General features: G+C 38.6%; 15 protein-coding genes and 3 tRNA genes. 7 read left to right on the top strand and 11 right to left on the bottom strand.

The window, feature by feature from the left end:
* Positions 1-4: 4 nt before the first annotated feature.
* From CDL10_RS10450 to CDL10_RS10430, 5 genes are read right to left on the bottom strand one after another with little or no spacing between them, the layout of a single operon-like run.
* On the bottom strand, positions 5-1,246 hold the full coding sequence (locus tag CDL10_RS10450) for a hemolysin family protein (RefSeq protein ID WP_100678471.1): 1,242 nt from the start codon (positions 1,244-1,246) through the stop codon (positions 5-7).
* A gap of 3 nt (positions 1,247-1,249) precedes the next feature.
* Positions 1,250-1,444, bottom strand: a complete 195-nt coding sequence (locus tag CDL10_RS10445; protein WP_100678470.1) for a hypothetical protein — start codon at positions 1,442-1,444, stop codon at positions 1,250-1,252.
* Positions 1,445-1,459: 15 nt separating this feature from the next.
* Positions 1,460-2,014 carry an LPS export ABC transporter periplasmic protein LptC gene (lptC, locus tag CDL10_RS10440; RefSeq protein ID WP_243389337.1) on the bottom strand — a complete coding sequence of 185 codons (555 nt, stop codon included), beginning with the start codon at positions 2,012-2,014 and terminating at the stop codon, positions 1,460-1,462.
* On the bottom strand, positions 2,015-3,301 hold the full coding sequence (locus CDL10_RS10435; protein ID WP_100678469.1) for a ShlB/FhaC/HecB family protein: 1,287 nt from the start codon (positions 3,299-3,301) through the stop codon (positions 2,015-2,017).
* Positions 3,298-4,026 carry a type III pantothenate kinase gene (locus CDL10_RS10430; RefSeq protein ID WP_100678468.1) on the bottom strand — a complete coding sequence of 243 codons (729 nt, stop codon included), beginning with the start codon at positions 4,024-4,026 and terminating at the stop codon, positions 3,298-3,300. The genes CDL10_RS10435 and CDL10_RS10430 overlap by 4 nt, the downstream gene beginning before the upstream one ends.
* Positions 4,027-4,135: 109 nt before the next feature.
* On the opposite strand from CDL10_RS10430, the gene CDL10_RS10425 reads away from it, so the two are divergent.
* The 3 genes from CDL10_RS10425 to CDL10_RS10415 all read left to right on the top strand — a co-directional run bounded on the left by CDL10_RS10425 (position 4,136) and on the right by CDL10_RS10415 (position 4,402).
* Positions 4,136-4,208 (top strand) — tRNA-Phe (locus CDL10_RS10425).
* Between the two features lie 27 nt (positions 4,209-4,235).
* Positions 4,236-4,308: transfer RNA gene (locus CDL10_RS10420), tRNA-Phe, on the top strand.
* A 21-nt stretch (positions 4,309-4,329) separates the two neighbouring features.
* Positions 4,330-4,402: transfer RNA gene (locus CDL10_RS10415), tRNA-Phe, on the top strand.
* A gap of 65 nt (positions 4,403-4,467) precedes the next feature.
* Here the strand turns inward: CDL10_RS10415 and CDL10_RS10410 are convergent.
* The 3 genes from CDL10_RS10410 to CDL10_RS10400 all read right to left on the bottom strand — a co-directional run bounded on the left by CDL10_RS10410 (position 4,468) and on the right by CDL10_RS10400 (position 7,229).
* Positions 4,468-5,661, bottom strand: a complete 1,194-nt coding sequence (locus CDL10_RS10410; RefSeq protein ID WP_100678467.1) for a C1 family peptidase — start codon at positions 5,659-5,661, stop codon at positions 4,468-4,470.
* A 178-nt stretch (positions 5,662-5,839) separates the two neighbouring features.
* On the bottom strand, positions 5,840-6,418 hold the full coding sequence (locus CDL10_RS10405; protein WP_100678466.1) for a DUF1572 family protein: 579 nt from the start codon (positions 6,416-6,418) through the stop codon (positions 5,840-5,842).
* A 157-nt stretch (positions 6,419-6,575) separates the two neighbouring features.
* Complete coding sequence (locus tag CDL10_RS10400; RefSeq protein ID WP_243389336.1) at positions 6,576-7,229, bottom strand: DUF6891 domain-containing protein; 654 nt, start codon at positions 7,227-7,229, stop codon at positions 6,576-6,578.
* Between the two features lie 170 nt (positions 7,230-7,399).
* Between CDL10_RS10400 and CDL10_RS10395 the strand changes: the two genes are divergently transcribed.
* Positions 7,400-8,563: an MFS transporter gene (locus tag CDL10_RS10395; RefSeq protein WP_100678465.1), complete on the top strand. Its 1,164-nt coding sequence runs from the start codon at positions 7,400-7,402 to the stop codon at positions 8,561-8,563.
* A gap of 250 nt (positions 8,564-8,813) precedes the next feature.
* Here CDL10_RS10395 and CDL10_RS10390 read toward each other — a convergent pair whose 3' ends face one another.
* Positions 8,814-9,440, bottom strand: a complete 627-nt coding sequence (locus CDL10_RS10390) for a hypothetical protein (protein WP_100678464.1) — start codon at positions 9,438-9,440, stop codon at positions 8,814-8,816.
* Positions 9,441-9,619: 179 nt separating this feature from the next.
* Between CDL10_RS10390 and CDL10_RS10385 the strand changes: the two genes are divergently transcribed.
* Positions 9,620-10,798, top strand: coding sequence for an acyl-CoA dehydrogenase family protein (locus CDL10_RS10385; protein ID WP_100678463.1), 1,179 nt, complete (start codon positions 9,620-9,622; stop codon positions 10,796-10,798).
* A 66-nt stretch (positions 10,799-10,864) separates the two neighbouring features.
* Here the strand turns inward: CDL10_RS10385 and CDL10_RS10380 are convergent, their stop codons facing one another.
* Both CDL10_RS10380 and CDL10_RS10375 read right to left on the bottom strand, forming a co-directional pair.
* Positions 10,865-11,746 (bottom strand): OmpA/MotB family protein, encoded by an 882-nt coding sequence (locus CDL10_RS10380; protein ID WP_100678728.1) that lies wholly within the window; start codon positions 11,744-11,746, stop codon positions 10,865-10,867.
* A 14-nt stretch (positions 11,747-11,760) separates the two neighbouring features.
* Positions 11,761-12,525 carry an exodeoxyribonuclease III gene (locus CDL10_RS10375; RefSeq protein ID WP_100678462.1) on the bottom strand — a complete coding sequence of 255 codons (765 nt, stop codon included), beginning with the start codon at positions 12,523-12,525 and terminating at the stop codon, positions 11,761-11,763.
* A gap of 137 nt (positions 12,526-12,662) precedes the next feature.
* Here CDL10_RS10375 and CDL10_RS10370 point away from each other — a divergent pair, with 137 nt between their 5' ends.
* Complete coding sequence (locus tag CDL10_RS10370; protein ID WP_100678461.1) at positions 12,663-14,489, top strand: GNAT family N-acyltransferase; 1,827 nt, start codon at positions 12,663-12,665, stop codon at positions 14,487-14,489.
* 70 nt (positions 14,490-14,559) lie between these two features.
* Positions 14,560-14,850 carry a DUF4834 family protein gene (locus tag CDL10_RS10365; RefSeq protein WP_100678460.1) on the top strand — a complete coding sequence of 97 codons (291 nt, stop codon included), beginning with the start codon at positions 14,560-14,562 and terminating at the stop codon, positions 14,848-14,850.
* Positions 14,851-14,905 lie beyond the last annotated feature (55 nt).

The raw sequence follows: 14,905 nt of genomic DNA, 5'->3' as shown, positions 1-14,905 counted from the left end.
ATTACTACTCAACGACCAATTCCACCACATCGATTTTTCTTTCGGTTGCCGACAGAATTTTGACGCTGTAATCGCTTACTTTAATCACACTTCCCTGGGTCGGAATTTGATTGCAATGCGTGATTACAAATCCTCCTAAAGTGTTGTAATCTTCACTGACAGGCAGGTTTAAATCATATTTTTCATTGAGATAATCTACCTCCAAACGAGCAGACAGAATATATTTATTCTCATCGATTTTTTTCTCTACCCATTCGTCATGGTCATGTTCATCATCTATTTCCCCAAAAAGTTCTTCAATAATGTCTTCCATCGTAACCATACCGGAAATGTCACCATATTCATCAATTACCACAGCAATGGACTTTTTCTGCAAAGACAAAGTCTGAAATAAATTATTGATAAATGTATTTTCATAAACTTCCACCACCGGACGTAATATTTCCTGCACATCTTGTGGTTGTTTCAGCAAATCAAAAACGTGGATATATCCTAAAACATTATTTCCTTTTTCATTGTAAACCAACAGTTTGGAATAACCGGTTTCCATAAAAACATTTCGGATATGCTCAAAATCATCATTAATCAGTACAGACGACATATCCACCCGCGGTGTCATCACTTCTTTGACCTTGACATCGGTAAAAGACAACGCATTTTGTAAAATCTGTAATTCAGCATCTAAATCCTCTTTTTGCTCGGCAGCATCAATTTGCCTACTGATATATGTTCCTAATTCACCTATACTCAGCAAATTCGTGTTTTCTGTTGGTTGTATGCGAAAGAATGTTTTCAAGAAAAAATCTGAAAAGCGAATGAGCGGTTTCGTAAAAGGAACCAGAATTTTGAGCAAGATACTGATTACTTTATCTAATTTGGTAATAATCAGAGTTGCATTGGGTTTGACAAGCACTTTCGGAAAGAAATGCTCGACCAGATACAGCACGAAAAGCGTCACCGAAAAATAAATCAGTAAAAAAGTAATTTCGTTATCGTGTTTAATCGTCCAGAACAACCGTAAGCTATAATAAATAATTAACACCCAGCATATTACAGAACCAAATTTGAGTGATGCCACATACAATCTTGGTTTTTCCGTAATCAGGTCGAGGGTGTAATTGGTTTTTCGGTCTTCTTTTTTGTTTTCTAACGTCAGCAAGACCTTGTTTGCGTAGCGGTAAGCCGCTATCAAAGAAGATAATATAAAAAGAAAAATAAAGGATATTACTAAAACACTTATCCCCATATATTATTGTTGATTTTTTTTCCTTTCTTCCATATTCCTGATGCTTCTCTGTCTGAAAAAGAACAGGAATAGAGCCATGGCTGCAAAAATTAATCTAATCCAGTAATCGCCTTCTCTCTGATACTCGACATAAGCATCATAAAGAAAATACAAGGCGAAACCTAAGTATAAAAATACGGTAATTCTGTAAACTTTCATAATTATATATGTTTTTTATAAATCAGCGGAATCTGTTCCCTTGATAACTCCTCTGTTTTGGTGGGCATTCATAGTTTTGAATTCGCTGTCAAAATCAACACCGATACCCTCAAAAACACTCTGGTTTTCGTCCACAACTTTGAAACGATACTCGGTAAAAAACCAGTTCAGTTTTTGGTCATAATACAACTGTGGCGTAGTCATAACCGTTCCGTTGTGGGAAGTAATTTTCACATTGCCTCTCAGGTCAATCAGTCCGGTTTTGGAATAGGCAATGGCATAATCAGCTTCAATAAAGTTTTTGTTTTTATCTTCATCAAAAACAACCACATTTACCCCTTCCGGAAAATCATTAAAAGGATATTTTACATTACTGTAATCCAACATTTTATCAGCAAACAAAATCGCTTTAATCCGGGCAGAATCAGTATATTTCACTTCAATTTTCTCCGCAATACCTGCCGGAATTAATTCTGTTGTTTGCCGGGCGGAATAATTCTGTTCATTACCGCAACTTATTAGTATCGCAAGGCTCATTATTGCCGTCATATACCCTGCAAACTTCTTCATTTAGTCTAATTTACGTTTCACAAACCAAGAGAAATCATTGAACGACAATCCGACAGAAATATTAAAATAATTTTCTTTAATCAAACCATGTGAGCTGGTTCCTCTTTGTCCGTATTCTACACCAATATTCAGATTAGACAATGAAATTCCTTGTCGCATTTCTCCAATGGGCAAGCCAATTCCTGCCGAAACCGAATAATCTTTAATTTCCTGTTGATTCAACACAAATCCGGTATTTTCATATCTGGCGCCAAAACGATAGGTCATTCTTTTCATATAGCTGGTCAGTGACCTGTGGTCGGGCGTGTAAAAACCTCCTGCCGCTATTTTGTAGCCGTCATTATAACTTGCGTTTGAATAAGTATTGTAGGCGTTGATTTGTGAAGATTGCGTACCGGTATATTCAATTCCTGCAAACCATTTATTCGGGTCGCCGATTCCTGCTCCGATACTATATTTTGAAGGCAAAACAAATTTATTTTTTCTTGTCGGCTGTTCAAAAACATCAATATCCCTATAAGACAAATCGTTGGCTAACTCAATGGTTGACAAGGCAATATCCTGCTCATTATCAATTTTCATTTCAGGGCTGTAAGTTACTCCGATATTCAACTGAATTTTATCTTTCAGTGGGTGTACATAGTTAATCCCAGTGTTGATACTCAGTCCGCTGTAACGATTATTAATCAACTCGCGTGTTCCTCTGTCCAAACTCAGTCCATGTCCGTCGTCTGTGATAAATTTAATCACACTGTTTTCACTCTGACCAAAATTATACTGTGTTTCCACCCCGATATTCAAACGGTCGGTAATGCGGTAGGCAATTCCGACAAAAGCTCTGTTTATACCGCCTTCGCCTAAATAATTTTTTCTTACCGTAAATTCGTTTTCCTGTGCTTCATTCAGTATGTCATAACCTACAAATGAGCGAGGCATCACACCCAGCGAAAAGCCAAATTTGCCTGCGGGAAAAGCCAGCGACAAATAATCGAACGTTGTCCGGTTAACGTCTACATTGTTTTGTGCCGACGTAAATTTTGTCATCGAAGTACTTAAACCTAAAGCCAAATTTGCTCCCTGTAATTGTGCCGTAGATGCCGGATTGAGTAAATTGGTATGGATACTATCCTGAAAAACCGCCAGGCTTCCCATGGTTTTGATATCATGTGTTCCTTTAAAGTGAATATCCCCTCCGTTGTAGAAAGAATAAGGGGACGCCGTACCTTGCTGAGCATAAGCGGACAGCCCGAAAACAAGCGTAAGGCTTAATATAAGTTTTTTTATCATGAATTAATATATTGATAATACAAAACCAAACTCTCTATCAGAAAGTTTGAACGTACAAAGATGTTATTTTTTATGCTTTCAGCCAAAAAAATAGCGTCGCCGCCTGTTAAAATTACTGTTAAATTATCATACCGCGTTTTGTATTCATTGATAAACCCGTCGATTTCCGCCACCGCTCCGTTGATTACTCCCGAGTGAATACTCTGATTTGTTGAAGTTCCCGTCAGCGGATATTCGTCACTTATCGACAATAACGGCAACTTGGCAGTGTAGTCATTCAGGCTTTTGTACCTCAGATTTAATCCGGGCGAAATCGCTCCGCCGAGGTATTCATTCCGCTGATTGACAAAATCGTAAGTAATACAGGTTCCGCAATCAATAACGAGCTTATTTCTTTTGGGGAATTCCAATGCAAGACCCGCAGCCAGAGCAATTCGGTCGGCACCGAGCGTATGTGGCGTTGCATATTTATTCTCGAAAGGCAACTTATCGTTGGCACTTACAATATGCAAAAATCCTTTTGTTGCCAGCCATTTAAGCTGATATTCGTTGAGTTTCCCCACAGAAGAAATTATGATAAACGGCTTTTCAGGCAGTTTTTCTGTTATATTTTCTATCTGCGAACGGAAGTCTTTTGTGGCAATATGATAAAACCCACCCCATGTATTTCGGTCATACACAGCGACTTTTATTCTTGTATTTCCCACATCAATAGCAATAATCATCTTTTGTTTTTCTTTGAGAACAAAGCTACACAAGATTTTTTTAGAAAATATTAGGTATAGATAAAAAAAACCTTTTATATTTGCAATCGCTTTGAATGGCGGTATTAATGGTACCTTAGCTCAGTTGGTAGAGCAACGGACTGAAAATCCGTGTGTCCCTGGTTCGATTCCTGGAGGTACCACAAATTTTTCAACAAGAGTTTACAACTGGTGCCTTAGCTCAGTTGGTAGAGCAACGGACTGAAAATCCGTGTGTCCCTGGTTCGATTCCTGGAGGCACCACAAAATAAAAGCGTAAACTCTGGTACCTTAGCTCAGTTGGTAGAGCAACGGACTGAAAATCCGTGTGTCCCTGGTTCGATTCCTGGAGGTACCACAAAAAAATCCGGTTTCTGTTGAAACCGGATTTTTTGTTTAAGCTATATTGACCTAATTATATTACTACAATGACAACTTTCTAGCAATCCCTTTTGGAAGTCCGTCTTTATGCACCATAATATCGGTAGCTTTGTATTTCATAAACGCTTTGGTCATATACATATATCCCTGATAATCATTGGATAATCCCCACGAATTTTTAACAATGTAATATTCTTTACCGTTTTGGTCTTTGGCGATTCCTACGATGTGCATTCCGTGGTCGTCGGTAGTTTCGTAATTATCAAACGCTTTTTGACGGTCGGCATCAGTGACTTTTTTCTCAGGTTTAGGACCGTTGAACATTGTTGCTTTTTCCTCAGTAGTCATTTGTCCAAAGTCGGTTTCAGGAATATAAGCTACTCCATTTTTCCAGCTAAAACCTTTCTCAGAAACATCTCCACCCCAAGCTACGGTATAGCCGTTTTTCAAAGCATGGTCAACAATTTCTACCAATTCGTCCTGCTTAACATTCCAAACCTGGTCAAATGCCCAGTTATCGGGAACCAACAAAGTGAATTTGGTATACCATGGATATTCCTGAAAAGAAGAAACTTCCACATAATCATCAGGATTGATACCAACAACTTCATCAGCGAAAGTTTTTGGAGTGTATTTTTTGCCTTCATACATAAACTCTTTCGGAGCTTCTCCCAGATAAGTATCAATGATAGCGGTGTAAGCATCTAACCAATTGTCTGACAGTTTCTTGTTTTTGATAACAGATGCCAGAACTGACTCCAGCATTGAAGTCATTTCAGAAAAATTGTTACGCGTTTGTCCTTCCTGTAATCCGGTGTAAGCACTTCTTGGAACAATTCCATATTTTTTGTGCATATTCATTACATCGTGAAACGCTCCACCTTCGCCTAAAGTTACCGCTCCGTGCATTTTCACATACATTTCGCCTTTCTCAATATAAGCGTTGCGAGCCGTGAAAATTTGAGCCAGTTCAACCGGTTTTTTACCCATACGAATCATTTCTGACTCAATAAATGAGTTTCCGGAATAGCTCCAGCACGTGCCTGATGAACCTTGGTCTTTTACCGAAGTATTTTCTATATTGATAACGTCTGTGAATGTAAAATGGTCTTTACTGTTGGCACTTTGATTGGCTTTAACTTTATTAATCAAATCATCTTGTGCAGACACATGTGAAGTTGCTGCCAAAGCTATAAAAGCCGCAGCCAATAAGGGTTTTAGTTTTAATCGAAACATATTTATTTTTGTAATTTTATATAATGAGTACGAATTTATGGAATTTGTTACAGAAACCATTAATCTGATGAGTTTTTTTCAGATTTAATTAATAAGCTCATTAACATTACACTTATTTCAACTTTTCTATTTCTGTTTTCCCCAGTTTCTTTTCCAATATTACTCAGCGTTGTAATATTTATTTTTCTGAATCGGTATCGTTTAAAAACTCATCTGTAAAATGAGTACGTTGTTTTTCCATCGAAAATTTTTTATCGTTATAGCCTTTCGACTGGTTTCGTGGAATGGAAAGTGATTGCCATTTTTCATTCTGAATCATTTTACCGATAAAAACAATCTGCCCAACATGATAGGGATAATGTGCTAATTGTCTGCTAATAGCTTCCGCCACTGTATGCCCTTGGTTGCGTATGTAAATAATACGGGTTAAATCTGCCTCAGAAAGAGAATCCAATGTATGAAATAGGCAATCCCAGCCTGCATTCCATTTTGCCAATACTTCCGTTTTGTCTTTAAGGTCATTTTCAAATTCAGTATCGCGGTTTCGCCATTCTTTTTCGCCGTCGGTTGTAAAAATATCCGTCCAACGAGATAACATATTTCCCCAAAGGTGTTTGACAATTACTGCAATGCTGTTACTTTCTTCATTATACTGCCAGAAGAAATCCGCCTCTGCCAGCTGTTCAAAGGTTTTGTCGCCCAATTGTTTGTAATAGGCAAACTGCTTTTTTATTCCGGTTAAATAATCATTATTCATTTTTAAAATAATGTTTGAAATTTTTATTAGGATAACGAATGTCTGTACCCAATTTAATGAAATGTAAAATCAATAACGGAAGGGGCGTTTACTTTTCCGAATTTCATTTTTGTTTAATTAGCGAATGAAAGAATCGTAAATGAATTCGCTCATTGAGCTAATTTCCCAAAACAGCATCTATCACATAATTGTAATTCAGCAAATCACGGTCGTTTTCGTTATAAATACGTTGCCATTTGAAATCGGGCAATAAAATGCGTGCATCGGCTTTTCCGTTCCATTCTGTTCTTAAACCGTGCTGTTCCAGTACCTCAACTATTTTTTTCGCAATTTCTTTGGAAACGCTATCGCTTACGTTGTCAATTTTTTGAAAAGCAATCAACAAACCTTCGCCCCTCACGGCACGTTCCAAATCCTGTCCGTGATAAAAACAATATCCTTCGGATTTTTCACCGTTTTCTATCAGCGTACGTTCTATTTCAACCACTTCATATTCGCCGTCGTCCATCGTATAACCTGCGTAATGCAATGCTGTTATTTTGTGCGTTGCCGCAAGGTCATCAAAAGCCGTTATTAAACGTTCGGTTTCTGTTGGTGATTGCCATGTTTGGCTTTCTTCCAAAAGATTATCATACACTTTGTCGATGTGTTCATACGCCCATTCTTCAGAAATTTCATCGCCAAAACCATTGTCTTCAATTTCTTCGAGAATGCTTTCCTGAATGTCTTCCAGACTGAAAAACCCGGAACGAACCTGCGTATAAATGGAATCAAAAATAAATTGCTCGTCTTCAGACATTATTTGTTTCATAGTAATTATCAGCGTTGCTGCTTCAGATTGTTTTTTATTTTTACGCTACGAATATATTAATTCCTACGAAATTACATATAAGTTACTTCTTTTTTTTATCGTTAAAAGTTAATAAATCAACCCCAAAAACTAACCTCAATTTAAGTACCTTTGCACTTTGAACCAAACTTATGAACAAAGGATTACTTGCATTAGCCTGCGGCGGATTGGCCATCGGAATGACCGAGTTTACTATGATGGGAATATTGCAGGATATTGCCAAAGACCAACAAATAGAAATTACCGAAGCGGCACATTTCATCGCCTTATACGCCCTGGGCGTAGTGATTGGTGCACCGATTCTTACTTTATTCACAGGAAGGTTTGCCCCGAAAAATGTATTGCTTTTCCTAATGGTGCTTTTTCTGGTGTTCAACGGTCTTTTTGCGATTGCTCCGGAATACAATAGTTTGGCTATCAGTCGGTTTATGTCAGGATTACCTCACGGTGCATTTTTTGGTGTGGGGTCGGTTGTGGCAGCACAACTGGCACAAAAAGGAAAAGAAGCTCGGGCAATTGCTTTTATGTTTACAGGAATGACCGTTGCCAACCTTGCCGGCGTGCCTTTGGGAACTTATATCGGGCATCATTTCTCATGGCGGATTACCTATGGCGTAATTGCATCGCTGGGATTGCTTACTTTTGCTGCATTATATTTCTGGTTGCCCACCATAGCCAATCGCTCAAAAGGGAACCTGACCCAACAGCTTTCTTATTTTAAACAACCCAAAGCTTGGTTGATTATTGCTATCATTTCGATTGGAACCGGTGGTTTGTTTTCGTGGATATCTTATATTTCTCCGATGGTTACTAAGGTTGGTAACTTAGCTGAAGAACGCGTTCCGCTGATTATGGTTTTGGTAGGTTTGGGAATGTTTTTCGGAAATATTTTAGGTGGAAAGCTTGCAGATACTATTTCGCCAACCAAAGCTTCTATTGCCTGTTTCTCAGCAATGGCGATTACATTGGTTGCGGTTTATTTCACAGCTCATATTGCTGAAATGGCATACATTATGGCTTTCGTTACCGGACTGGTGGCTTTTACTACAGGTTCGCCTCTACAAATGATGTTGATTAATTCGGCAAAAGGTTCAGAAACCATCGCAGCTGCGGCGGGACAAGCAAGTTTCAACATCGGAAATACATTGGGTGCTTATTTTGGTGGTATTCCTATCACATTTGGTTTGGCGTACAACACTCCGGTTTTAGTGGGCGTGGGAATGGCAAGTATTGGTGCGAGTCTTGCGTTGGTATATTTAAAAAGGTTTCGAATGAAGGAAACTCAGAGTGTCTAAAAACCTGATTCCGATTAATAAAGCATTGATTGTCAATTGCTGTAAGGTTTTAAAAACCTTGTAGCTATATAATTTCTTATACCTACAAGGTCAAAAAAGACCTTGCAGGATATATACAAGTACCTATGGTTTTGATTTTAGATTAATAATAATCGAACATTTGTCTAAAAACAACAAACCGATTGTCGCGAAAAAGAAGGCTTAACACTTTCAATATCAAGAAACAAACGATTCTATTAGCTATCCATTTTTACTTATTCCTTAATCCTATCCTGCTTTGATTATCTTTGTTGCCGAAACGTGCATTGGTTACATCAGTATGTTTGTAAATATCAATACTTTCGATATCATTCGGGTTTAACGAACGAAACGTTTCTTTGCTTACCCGAACACCGTCCACAATATAAGTAAACTCTTGGTTACGGGTTAAAATTTCTACGTCTTTTAGAATGGTTACAGAAGTTTGTGGGATTTCTATATTTGATTTTGGGTATCCTATCAATGGTGAGCAACTAAAACGCTCAGAAACTACTAATGTGGCACTTGTCGTATCTACGATAGTATCTTCAACCGCTACAAATTCAGCAATAATTTCTTTTATTTTTTCTTGTTCTTTTTTAGGTTCAGCCTTTTTCTTTTTCACATAAGATGATGCCACCAGTTTTTCCTTTTTTGGTTCGTTGTTCAAAACCGTTTTTTCTTCTTGTTTATTTTCCTGTTCTGGTTTTTCACTCGTCACTGTTCTTTGAGTTTCCGCCGGCACTTCTTCAATTTCTGGTTGATTGACAAACCGCACACCCACCGAAACCATAACCAACAAAGCGATTATCATACCGGCATATTCCCAAAGCTGACCTGATTTGTTTTTACTTTTCATAACTACAGAATTTATATCTTAACTCTTTCTATCTGCTTATATCTAGCAATATACTATTTTTCAGATAAATTCTCAAGAGAATTGTTTTTTTATTTTTATCACGTACTTAAAAATCTTTTCTCTTTATGGAGAAAAATAAGTATTTTTGTTCTTTAAATTTAATTAAACAATCATTATATATGAAACCCGATTTATTTCAGGCACCCGATTATTATCAGTTAGATGATTTGCTGAGCGAAGAACATAAGCTCGTCAGAGATGCTGCTCGCACATGGGTCAAAAGAGAAGTTTCCCCGATTATTGAAGAATATGCCCAAAAAGCTGAATTTCCTAAACAAATCATCAAAGGTTTGGGCGAAATCGGTGGTTTTGGTCCTTATATTCCCGAAGAATACGGTGGTGCCGGGTTAGACCAGATTTCGTATGGTTTAATCATGCAGGAAATCGAACGCGGCGATTCTGGTGTTCGTTCCACTTCATCGGTACAGTCTTCTTTGGTTATGTATCCGATTTGGAAATACGGTACCGAAGAACAACGCAAAAAATATCTCCCGAAATTAGCCACAGGCGAAATGATAGGTTGCTTTGGATTGACAGAACCTGATTACGGTTCCAACCCTGCCGGAATGGTTACTAACTACAAAGATATGGGCGACCATTATTTGCTGAACGGTGCCAAAATGTGGATTTCCAATGCTCCGTTTGCAGACATCGCTGTGGTGTGGGCAAAAAACGAAGAAGAACGCATTCACGGTTTGATTGTTGAACGTGGTATGGAAGGTTTTTCTACTCCGGAAACACACAATAAATGGTCTTTGCGTGCATCGGCTACCGGCGAATTAATTTTTGATAATGTTAAAGTTCCAAAAGAAAATTTGTTACCAAACAAATCCGGATTAGGAGCACCTCTTGGCTGTTTGGATTCTGCCCGATACGGTATTGCATGGGGAGCTATCGGTGCGGCAATGGATTGCTACGACACCGCTTTGCGTTATTCCAAAGAGCGTGTTCAGTTTGATAAACCAATCGGTGCCACGCAGTTACAACAGAAAAAATTAGCCGAAATGATTACCGAAATCACTAAAGCCCAATTATTGACATGGCGTTTGGGGGTTTTGCGTAATGAAGGTCGGGCTACATCGGCACAAATTTCAATGGCAAAACGCAATAACGTAGCGATGGCATTAGACGTCGCTCGTGAAGCTCGTCAAATGCTTGGCGGAATGGGAATCACAGGCGAATACTCCATTATGCGTCACATGATGAACCTTGAATCGGTAGTTACTTATGAAGGTACACACGACATTCACTTGCTGATTACCGGAATGGACGTTACCGGATTCCCGGCTTTTAAATAAAAACTGAATAATTCAGACATAAAAAAACCCGGAACTATTCCGGGTTTACTTATTCCTGATAAATAATTACAACTCACTCAACAGTTTGTTGATTTCGTCCAGATTAGGGGTAAGTACAACCTCAATACGGCGGTTTTTAGCTTTACCATCTGTGGTATTATTTGAGGCTATTGGGGCAAACTCACTACGCCCGGCTGCCGTCAAGTTTTTACGCACAATACTCGGATTTTCTTCCAGAATATTCACAATAGCGGTTGCTCTTTTGGTCGATAAATCCCAGTTATTGGTAATTCCGCCACCCAGATTTCCGGTAATTTTGTCTGTGTCGGTATGTCCTTCAATCAAAATAGCAATCTCAGGATTGTTTGCCAACACTTTAGCGAGTTCCTCCACCGCTTCACGCCCTTGTGAGCTGACAGTCCAACTACCGGACGGAAAAAGCAGTTTGTTTTCCATCGACACATATACCTTTCCATCTTTTTGCTCAACCGTAAGTCCTTTTCCTTCAAAAGAATACAAAGCATCAGACAAAGATTCTTTCAATCTGTTCAGGCTTTCGTTCATTCCATTGAGCTTTCCTTCCAGCTCATTTACTCGCTGGGTGCGTTCGTCCAAAGTACCTTTGAGGTGGTTCAATCGCTCTATTTCCGACTGGATAGCTTCTGCACTGGTACTTTCCAAATCGTTATAATTTTTCTCTAACTGCTTATATTTATTTTGTAATTCGTCGCGTTCTTTTGACACCTGATTGTACAATTCACGCAAATCGGTTGAACTGTTTTCCAAGTCATTATTGCGGGCTACCAGCTGGTCATATTCGCTTTGAATTAAATCCATTCGGTTATTGCATTGCTCATATTTATCATTCAACTCGTTGTACAAACGTCTGCTCACGCACGACGACATTGTGGTTATTAATAATCCGGCTACAATTATTCTCTTTATCATAATTTTCGTTTTATTTATATTTTTAAATCTATTCCAATCGGGCAATGGTCTGAATGTTTGGCTTCCGGCAGAATATAAGCTCTGTCAATTCTGTCTTTCATCTGTTCGTGTGCCAGCAAATAATCAATTCGCCAGCCTTTGTTGTTGTTTCGGGCATTGGCTCGGTAACTCCACCAACTATATTGATGGGGTTGATTGTTAAACATTCTGAAAGTATCGGCAAACCCATCTTTCATGAAAGCATCTAACCAGGCACGCTCTTCGGGTAAAAATCCGGAAACTTTCGCATTCCGAACCGGGTCATGAATATCAATTGCCTGATGACAAATGTTATAATCTCCGCCAATAATCAGATTAGGTATTTCTTTAATGAGTTCATTGGCATAGACCCTGAAATCGTCCATATAGCGGAATTTATAATCCAACCGGTCTATGTTTGTTCCTGATGGTAAATATAATGACATCACAGAAAAATCATCAAAATCGGCACGTAGATTTCGCCCTTCAAAATCCATGTGCTCAATTCCTGTGCCAAATACTACCTGATTAGGTTCTTTTCTGGACAAAATTGCCACGCCACTATATCCCTTTTTTTGTGCGGGATAATAATATTGGTATTGATATCCGGCAGCCCGGATTTCGTCAACCGGAATCTGGTCTGCTGTGGCTTTTATTTCCTGTAAACAAATAATATCCGGATTCGCAGCCTGCAACCAGTCCAAAAAACCTTTACGAATGGCTGCCCTGATTCCATTTACATTATACGATAATATCTTCATAACTAAACAATAGGGCTCAAAATTAATCAAAAATCTATCAATGAAGAAAAATTTAAGGCAAACAATCCGGCTGATGGCAAATAAAAATGACCGCCCGATACAATAATTTGATATATTTGTCTATTAATTCATTTTCGATGCCAATAATAACATCTAAGCAAATAGCCAACGTGACTAAGCTCGATCGTTTGGGGTTCATAGGCACATTTGTCAGCCGTTCCTTAATGAAAATGATGGGGATTGACGAGGCTAACAAAATATATGACAAACACAAACATTTACAGGGAATCGAATTTCTGGACGCCATTATCAAAGAATTTGGTTTTGTCTATGAAATTGACCCGGAAGAGCTGAAAAGATTGCCTAAACAAGGAGCATATATTACTGTTTCCAACCACCCGCTGGGAGCAGCCGACGGGATTATTTTGCTAAAAATGATGCTGGAGCAAAACACCGATTACAAAATCATGGCGAATTTTCTGTTGCAAATGATTGAACCGTTGAAGCCTTATGTGGTTCCGGTCAATCCCTTTGAAAACCGGAAAGAAGTCAAATCGAGTGTCGCTGGTATCAAAGAAGCATTGGCTCATGTAAAATCCGGCAAGCCACTGGGGATTTTCCCGGCAGGAGAAGTTTCTAATGTCAAAACGGAAAACGGGCATATTGACCGTACATGGCAGGAAGTTGCCCTGAAGGTTATTCACAAATCACAAGTGCCGGTTATTCCGATATATTTCCATGCCAAAAACAGTTCGGCTTTCTATACCATATCAAAGCTCAGCCCGGCTATGCAAACGGCAAAACTGCCTTCGGAAATGCTGAGCCAGCACAAACGGAATATCCGAATCCGAATTGGCAGGCCAATAGCGGTGGAAGAACAAAACGAACATGCAGGAAGTATTGAAGAATATGGAAATTTCCTGAGACAGAAGACTTATTTGCTCGCAAATGCTATTCAGAAAAACGAAAAACGTTTTATCAAAATGCCTTCATTCAAGTTGCCGCCACCGCCACCGCAACAGATTGCCAATCCGGTTACACAGGATATGCTTGAACAGGAAATCAAACTTTTGCGGGAAACTACCGATTGCAGATTATTGCAAAGTAAAAACTATGAGGTTTTCCTGGCAGAGCCAGAAAAAATACCGAATATACTCAGAGAAATCGGACGTTTACGGGAAATCACTTTTCGTGCTGTGGGCGAAGGAACCAATCAGGCAATTGATTTGGATAAATATGACCACCATTACTATCACATGTTTTTGTGGGACGATGACGCCAAAAAAATTGCCGGAGCATACCGCATGGGATTGGGCAAAAAAATATTTCCTCAATTCGGAATCGATGGATTTTATTTGCATGAATTATTCAGTTTTGAACCTGAACTTTATTCGATGATGGAGCACTCTATCGAAATGGGACGGGCTTTTATCATTGATGAATACCAGCAAAAACCTATGCCGCTGTTTCTGCTTTGGAAAGGAATTGTGCACACCACATTGCGGTATCCGGAGCACAAATATTTGATTGGCGGTGTGAGCATCAGCAATCAGTTTTCTGATTTTTCCAAATCGCTGATGATTGAGTTTATGATGTCTAACTATTACGACCCTTATATTGCTCAGTATGTTTCGCCCCGCAAAGAATATAAGGTAAAACTTAAAGATGCCGATAAGGACTTTATTTTTAATGAAACAGAAGCTGATTTGAATAAATTCGACCGTTTAATTGACGAGGTAGAACCCGGAAATTTACGTTTGCCAGTGTTGATAAAAAAATATATCAAACAGAATGCCCGCATGGTAGCGTTTAATGTTGACCCATTGTTTAACAACGCGGTGGACGGGTTGATGTATATCCGGATAGCAGACTTACCGGAAAGCACGGTTAAGCCTGTAATGGAAGAATTTCAGCTGGAGCTCGAGAGAAAAATAACTGAACAGAAAGAGAATAACAATGTTTAACGGATTTTTGTGATTATCTGACTAAATAACAACTGAAAAGTTCATTATCTTTGTCTAAAACATTTTAAACATGACACTATATACCGCAGATTTTTTTGGTTTTATCAGAACACTGTTTATCATTGTGTTGCTTTACTATTTATTTAAGTTTGCATTTCGCTTGCTTACACCGATTCTGGTCAATAAATTAGCTAAAAAAGCACAGGAAAATTTCAGGCAACAACAAGAAACATTTTACAGACAATATCAAAACCAAAATCAGGAAAATCAATCTCGGCAAACCAACAATCCGAATAAGAAACAGGAACTCAGAGAAAAGAAAAAAGTCGGCGAATATATTGATTTTGAAGAAATTGAATAACACAAAGCTACCTATAACGGGTAGCTTTTTTGTTTGAGTATCTCTGTGAAATAAC

The sequence above is a fragment of the Avrilella dinanensis genome (assembly GCF_002807015.1).
In the GTDB taxonomy this organism is placed as follows: Bacteria; Bacteroidota; Bacteroidia; order Flavobacteriales; family Flavobacteriaceae; genus Flavobacterium; species Flavobacterium dinanensis.
The sequence above is the reverse complement of the archived record's forward strand: the minus strand, read 5'-3'. Positions and strand labels throughout refer to the sequence as shown.

Coding starts and splice junctions, on each gene's coding strand:
- CDL10_RS10450 (WP_100678471.1), bottom strand. CDS start 1,246: ATGGGGATAAGTGTTTTAGTAATATCCTTTATTTTTCTTTTTATATTA.
- CDL10_RS10445 (WP_100678470.1), bottom strand. CDS start 1,444: ATGAAAGTTTACAGAATTACCGTATTTTTATACTTAGGTTTCGCCTTG.
- lptC (WP_243389337.1), bottom strand. CDS start 2,014: ATGAAGAAGTTTGCAGGGTATATGACGGCAATAATGAGCCTTGCGATA.
- CDL10_RS10435 (WP_100678469.1), bottom strand. CDS start 3,301: ATGATAAAAAAACTTATATTAAGCCTTACGCTTGTTTTCGGGCTGTCC.
- CDL10_RS10430 (WP_100678468.1), bottom strand. CDS start 4,026: ATGATTATTGCTATTGATGTGGGAAATACAAGAATAAAAGTCGCTGTG.
- CDL10_RS10410 (WP_100678467.1), bottom strand. CDS start 5,661: ATGTTTCGATTAAAACTAAAACCCTTATTGGCTGCGGCTTTTATAGCT.
- CDL10_RS10405 (WP_100678466.1), bottom strand. CDS start 6,418: ATGAATAATGATTATTTAACCGGAATAAAAAAGCAGTTTGCCTATTAC.
- CDL10_RS10400 (WP_243389336.1), bottom strand. CDS start 7,229: ATGAAACAAATAATGTCTGAAGACGAGCAATTTATTTTTGATTCCATT.
- CDL10_RS10395 (WP_100678465.1), top strand. CDS start 7,400: ATGAACAAAGGATTACTTGCATTAGCCTGCGGCGGATTGGCCATCGGA.
- CDL10_RS10390 (WP_100678464.1), bottom strand. CDS start 9,440: ATGAAAAGTAAAAACAAATCAGGTCAGCTTTGGGAATATGCCGGTATG.
- CDL10_RS10385 (WP_100678463.1), top strand. CDS start 9,620: ATGAAACCCGATTTATTTCAGGCACCCGATTATTATCAGTTAGATGAT.
- CDL10_RS10380 (WP_100678728.1), bottom strand. CDS start 11,746: ATGATAAAGAGAATAATTGTAGCCGGATTATTAATAACCACAATGTCG.
- CDL10_RS10375 (WP_100678462.1), bottom strand. CDS start 12,525: ATGAAGATATTATCGTATAATGTAAATGGAATCAGGGCAGCCATTCGT.
- CDL10_RS10370 (WP_100678461.1), top strand. CDS start 12,663: ATGCCAATAATAACATCTAAGCAAATAGCCAACGTGACTAAGCTCGAT.
- CDL10_RS10365 (WP_100678460.1), top strand. CDS start 14,560: ATGACACTATATACCGCAGATTTTTTTGGTTTTATCAGAACACTGTTT.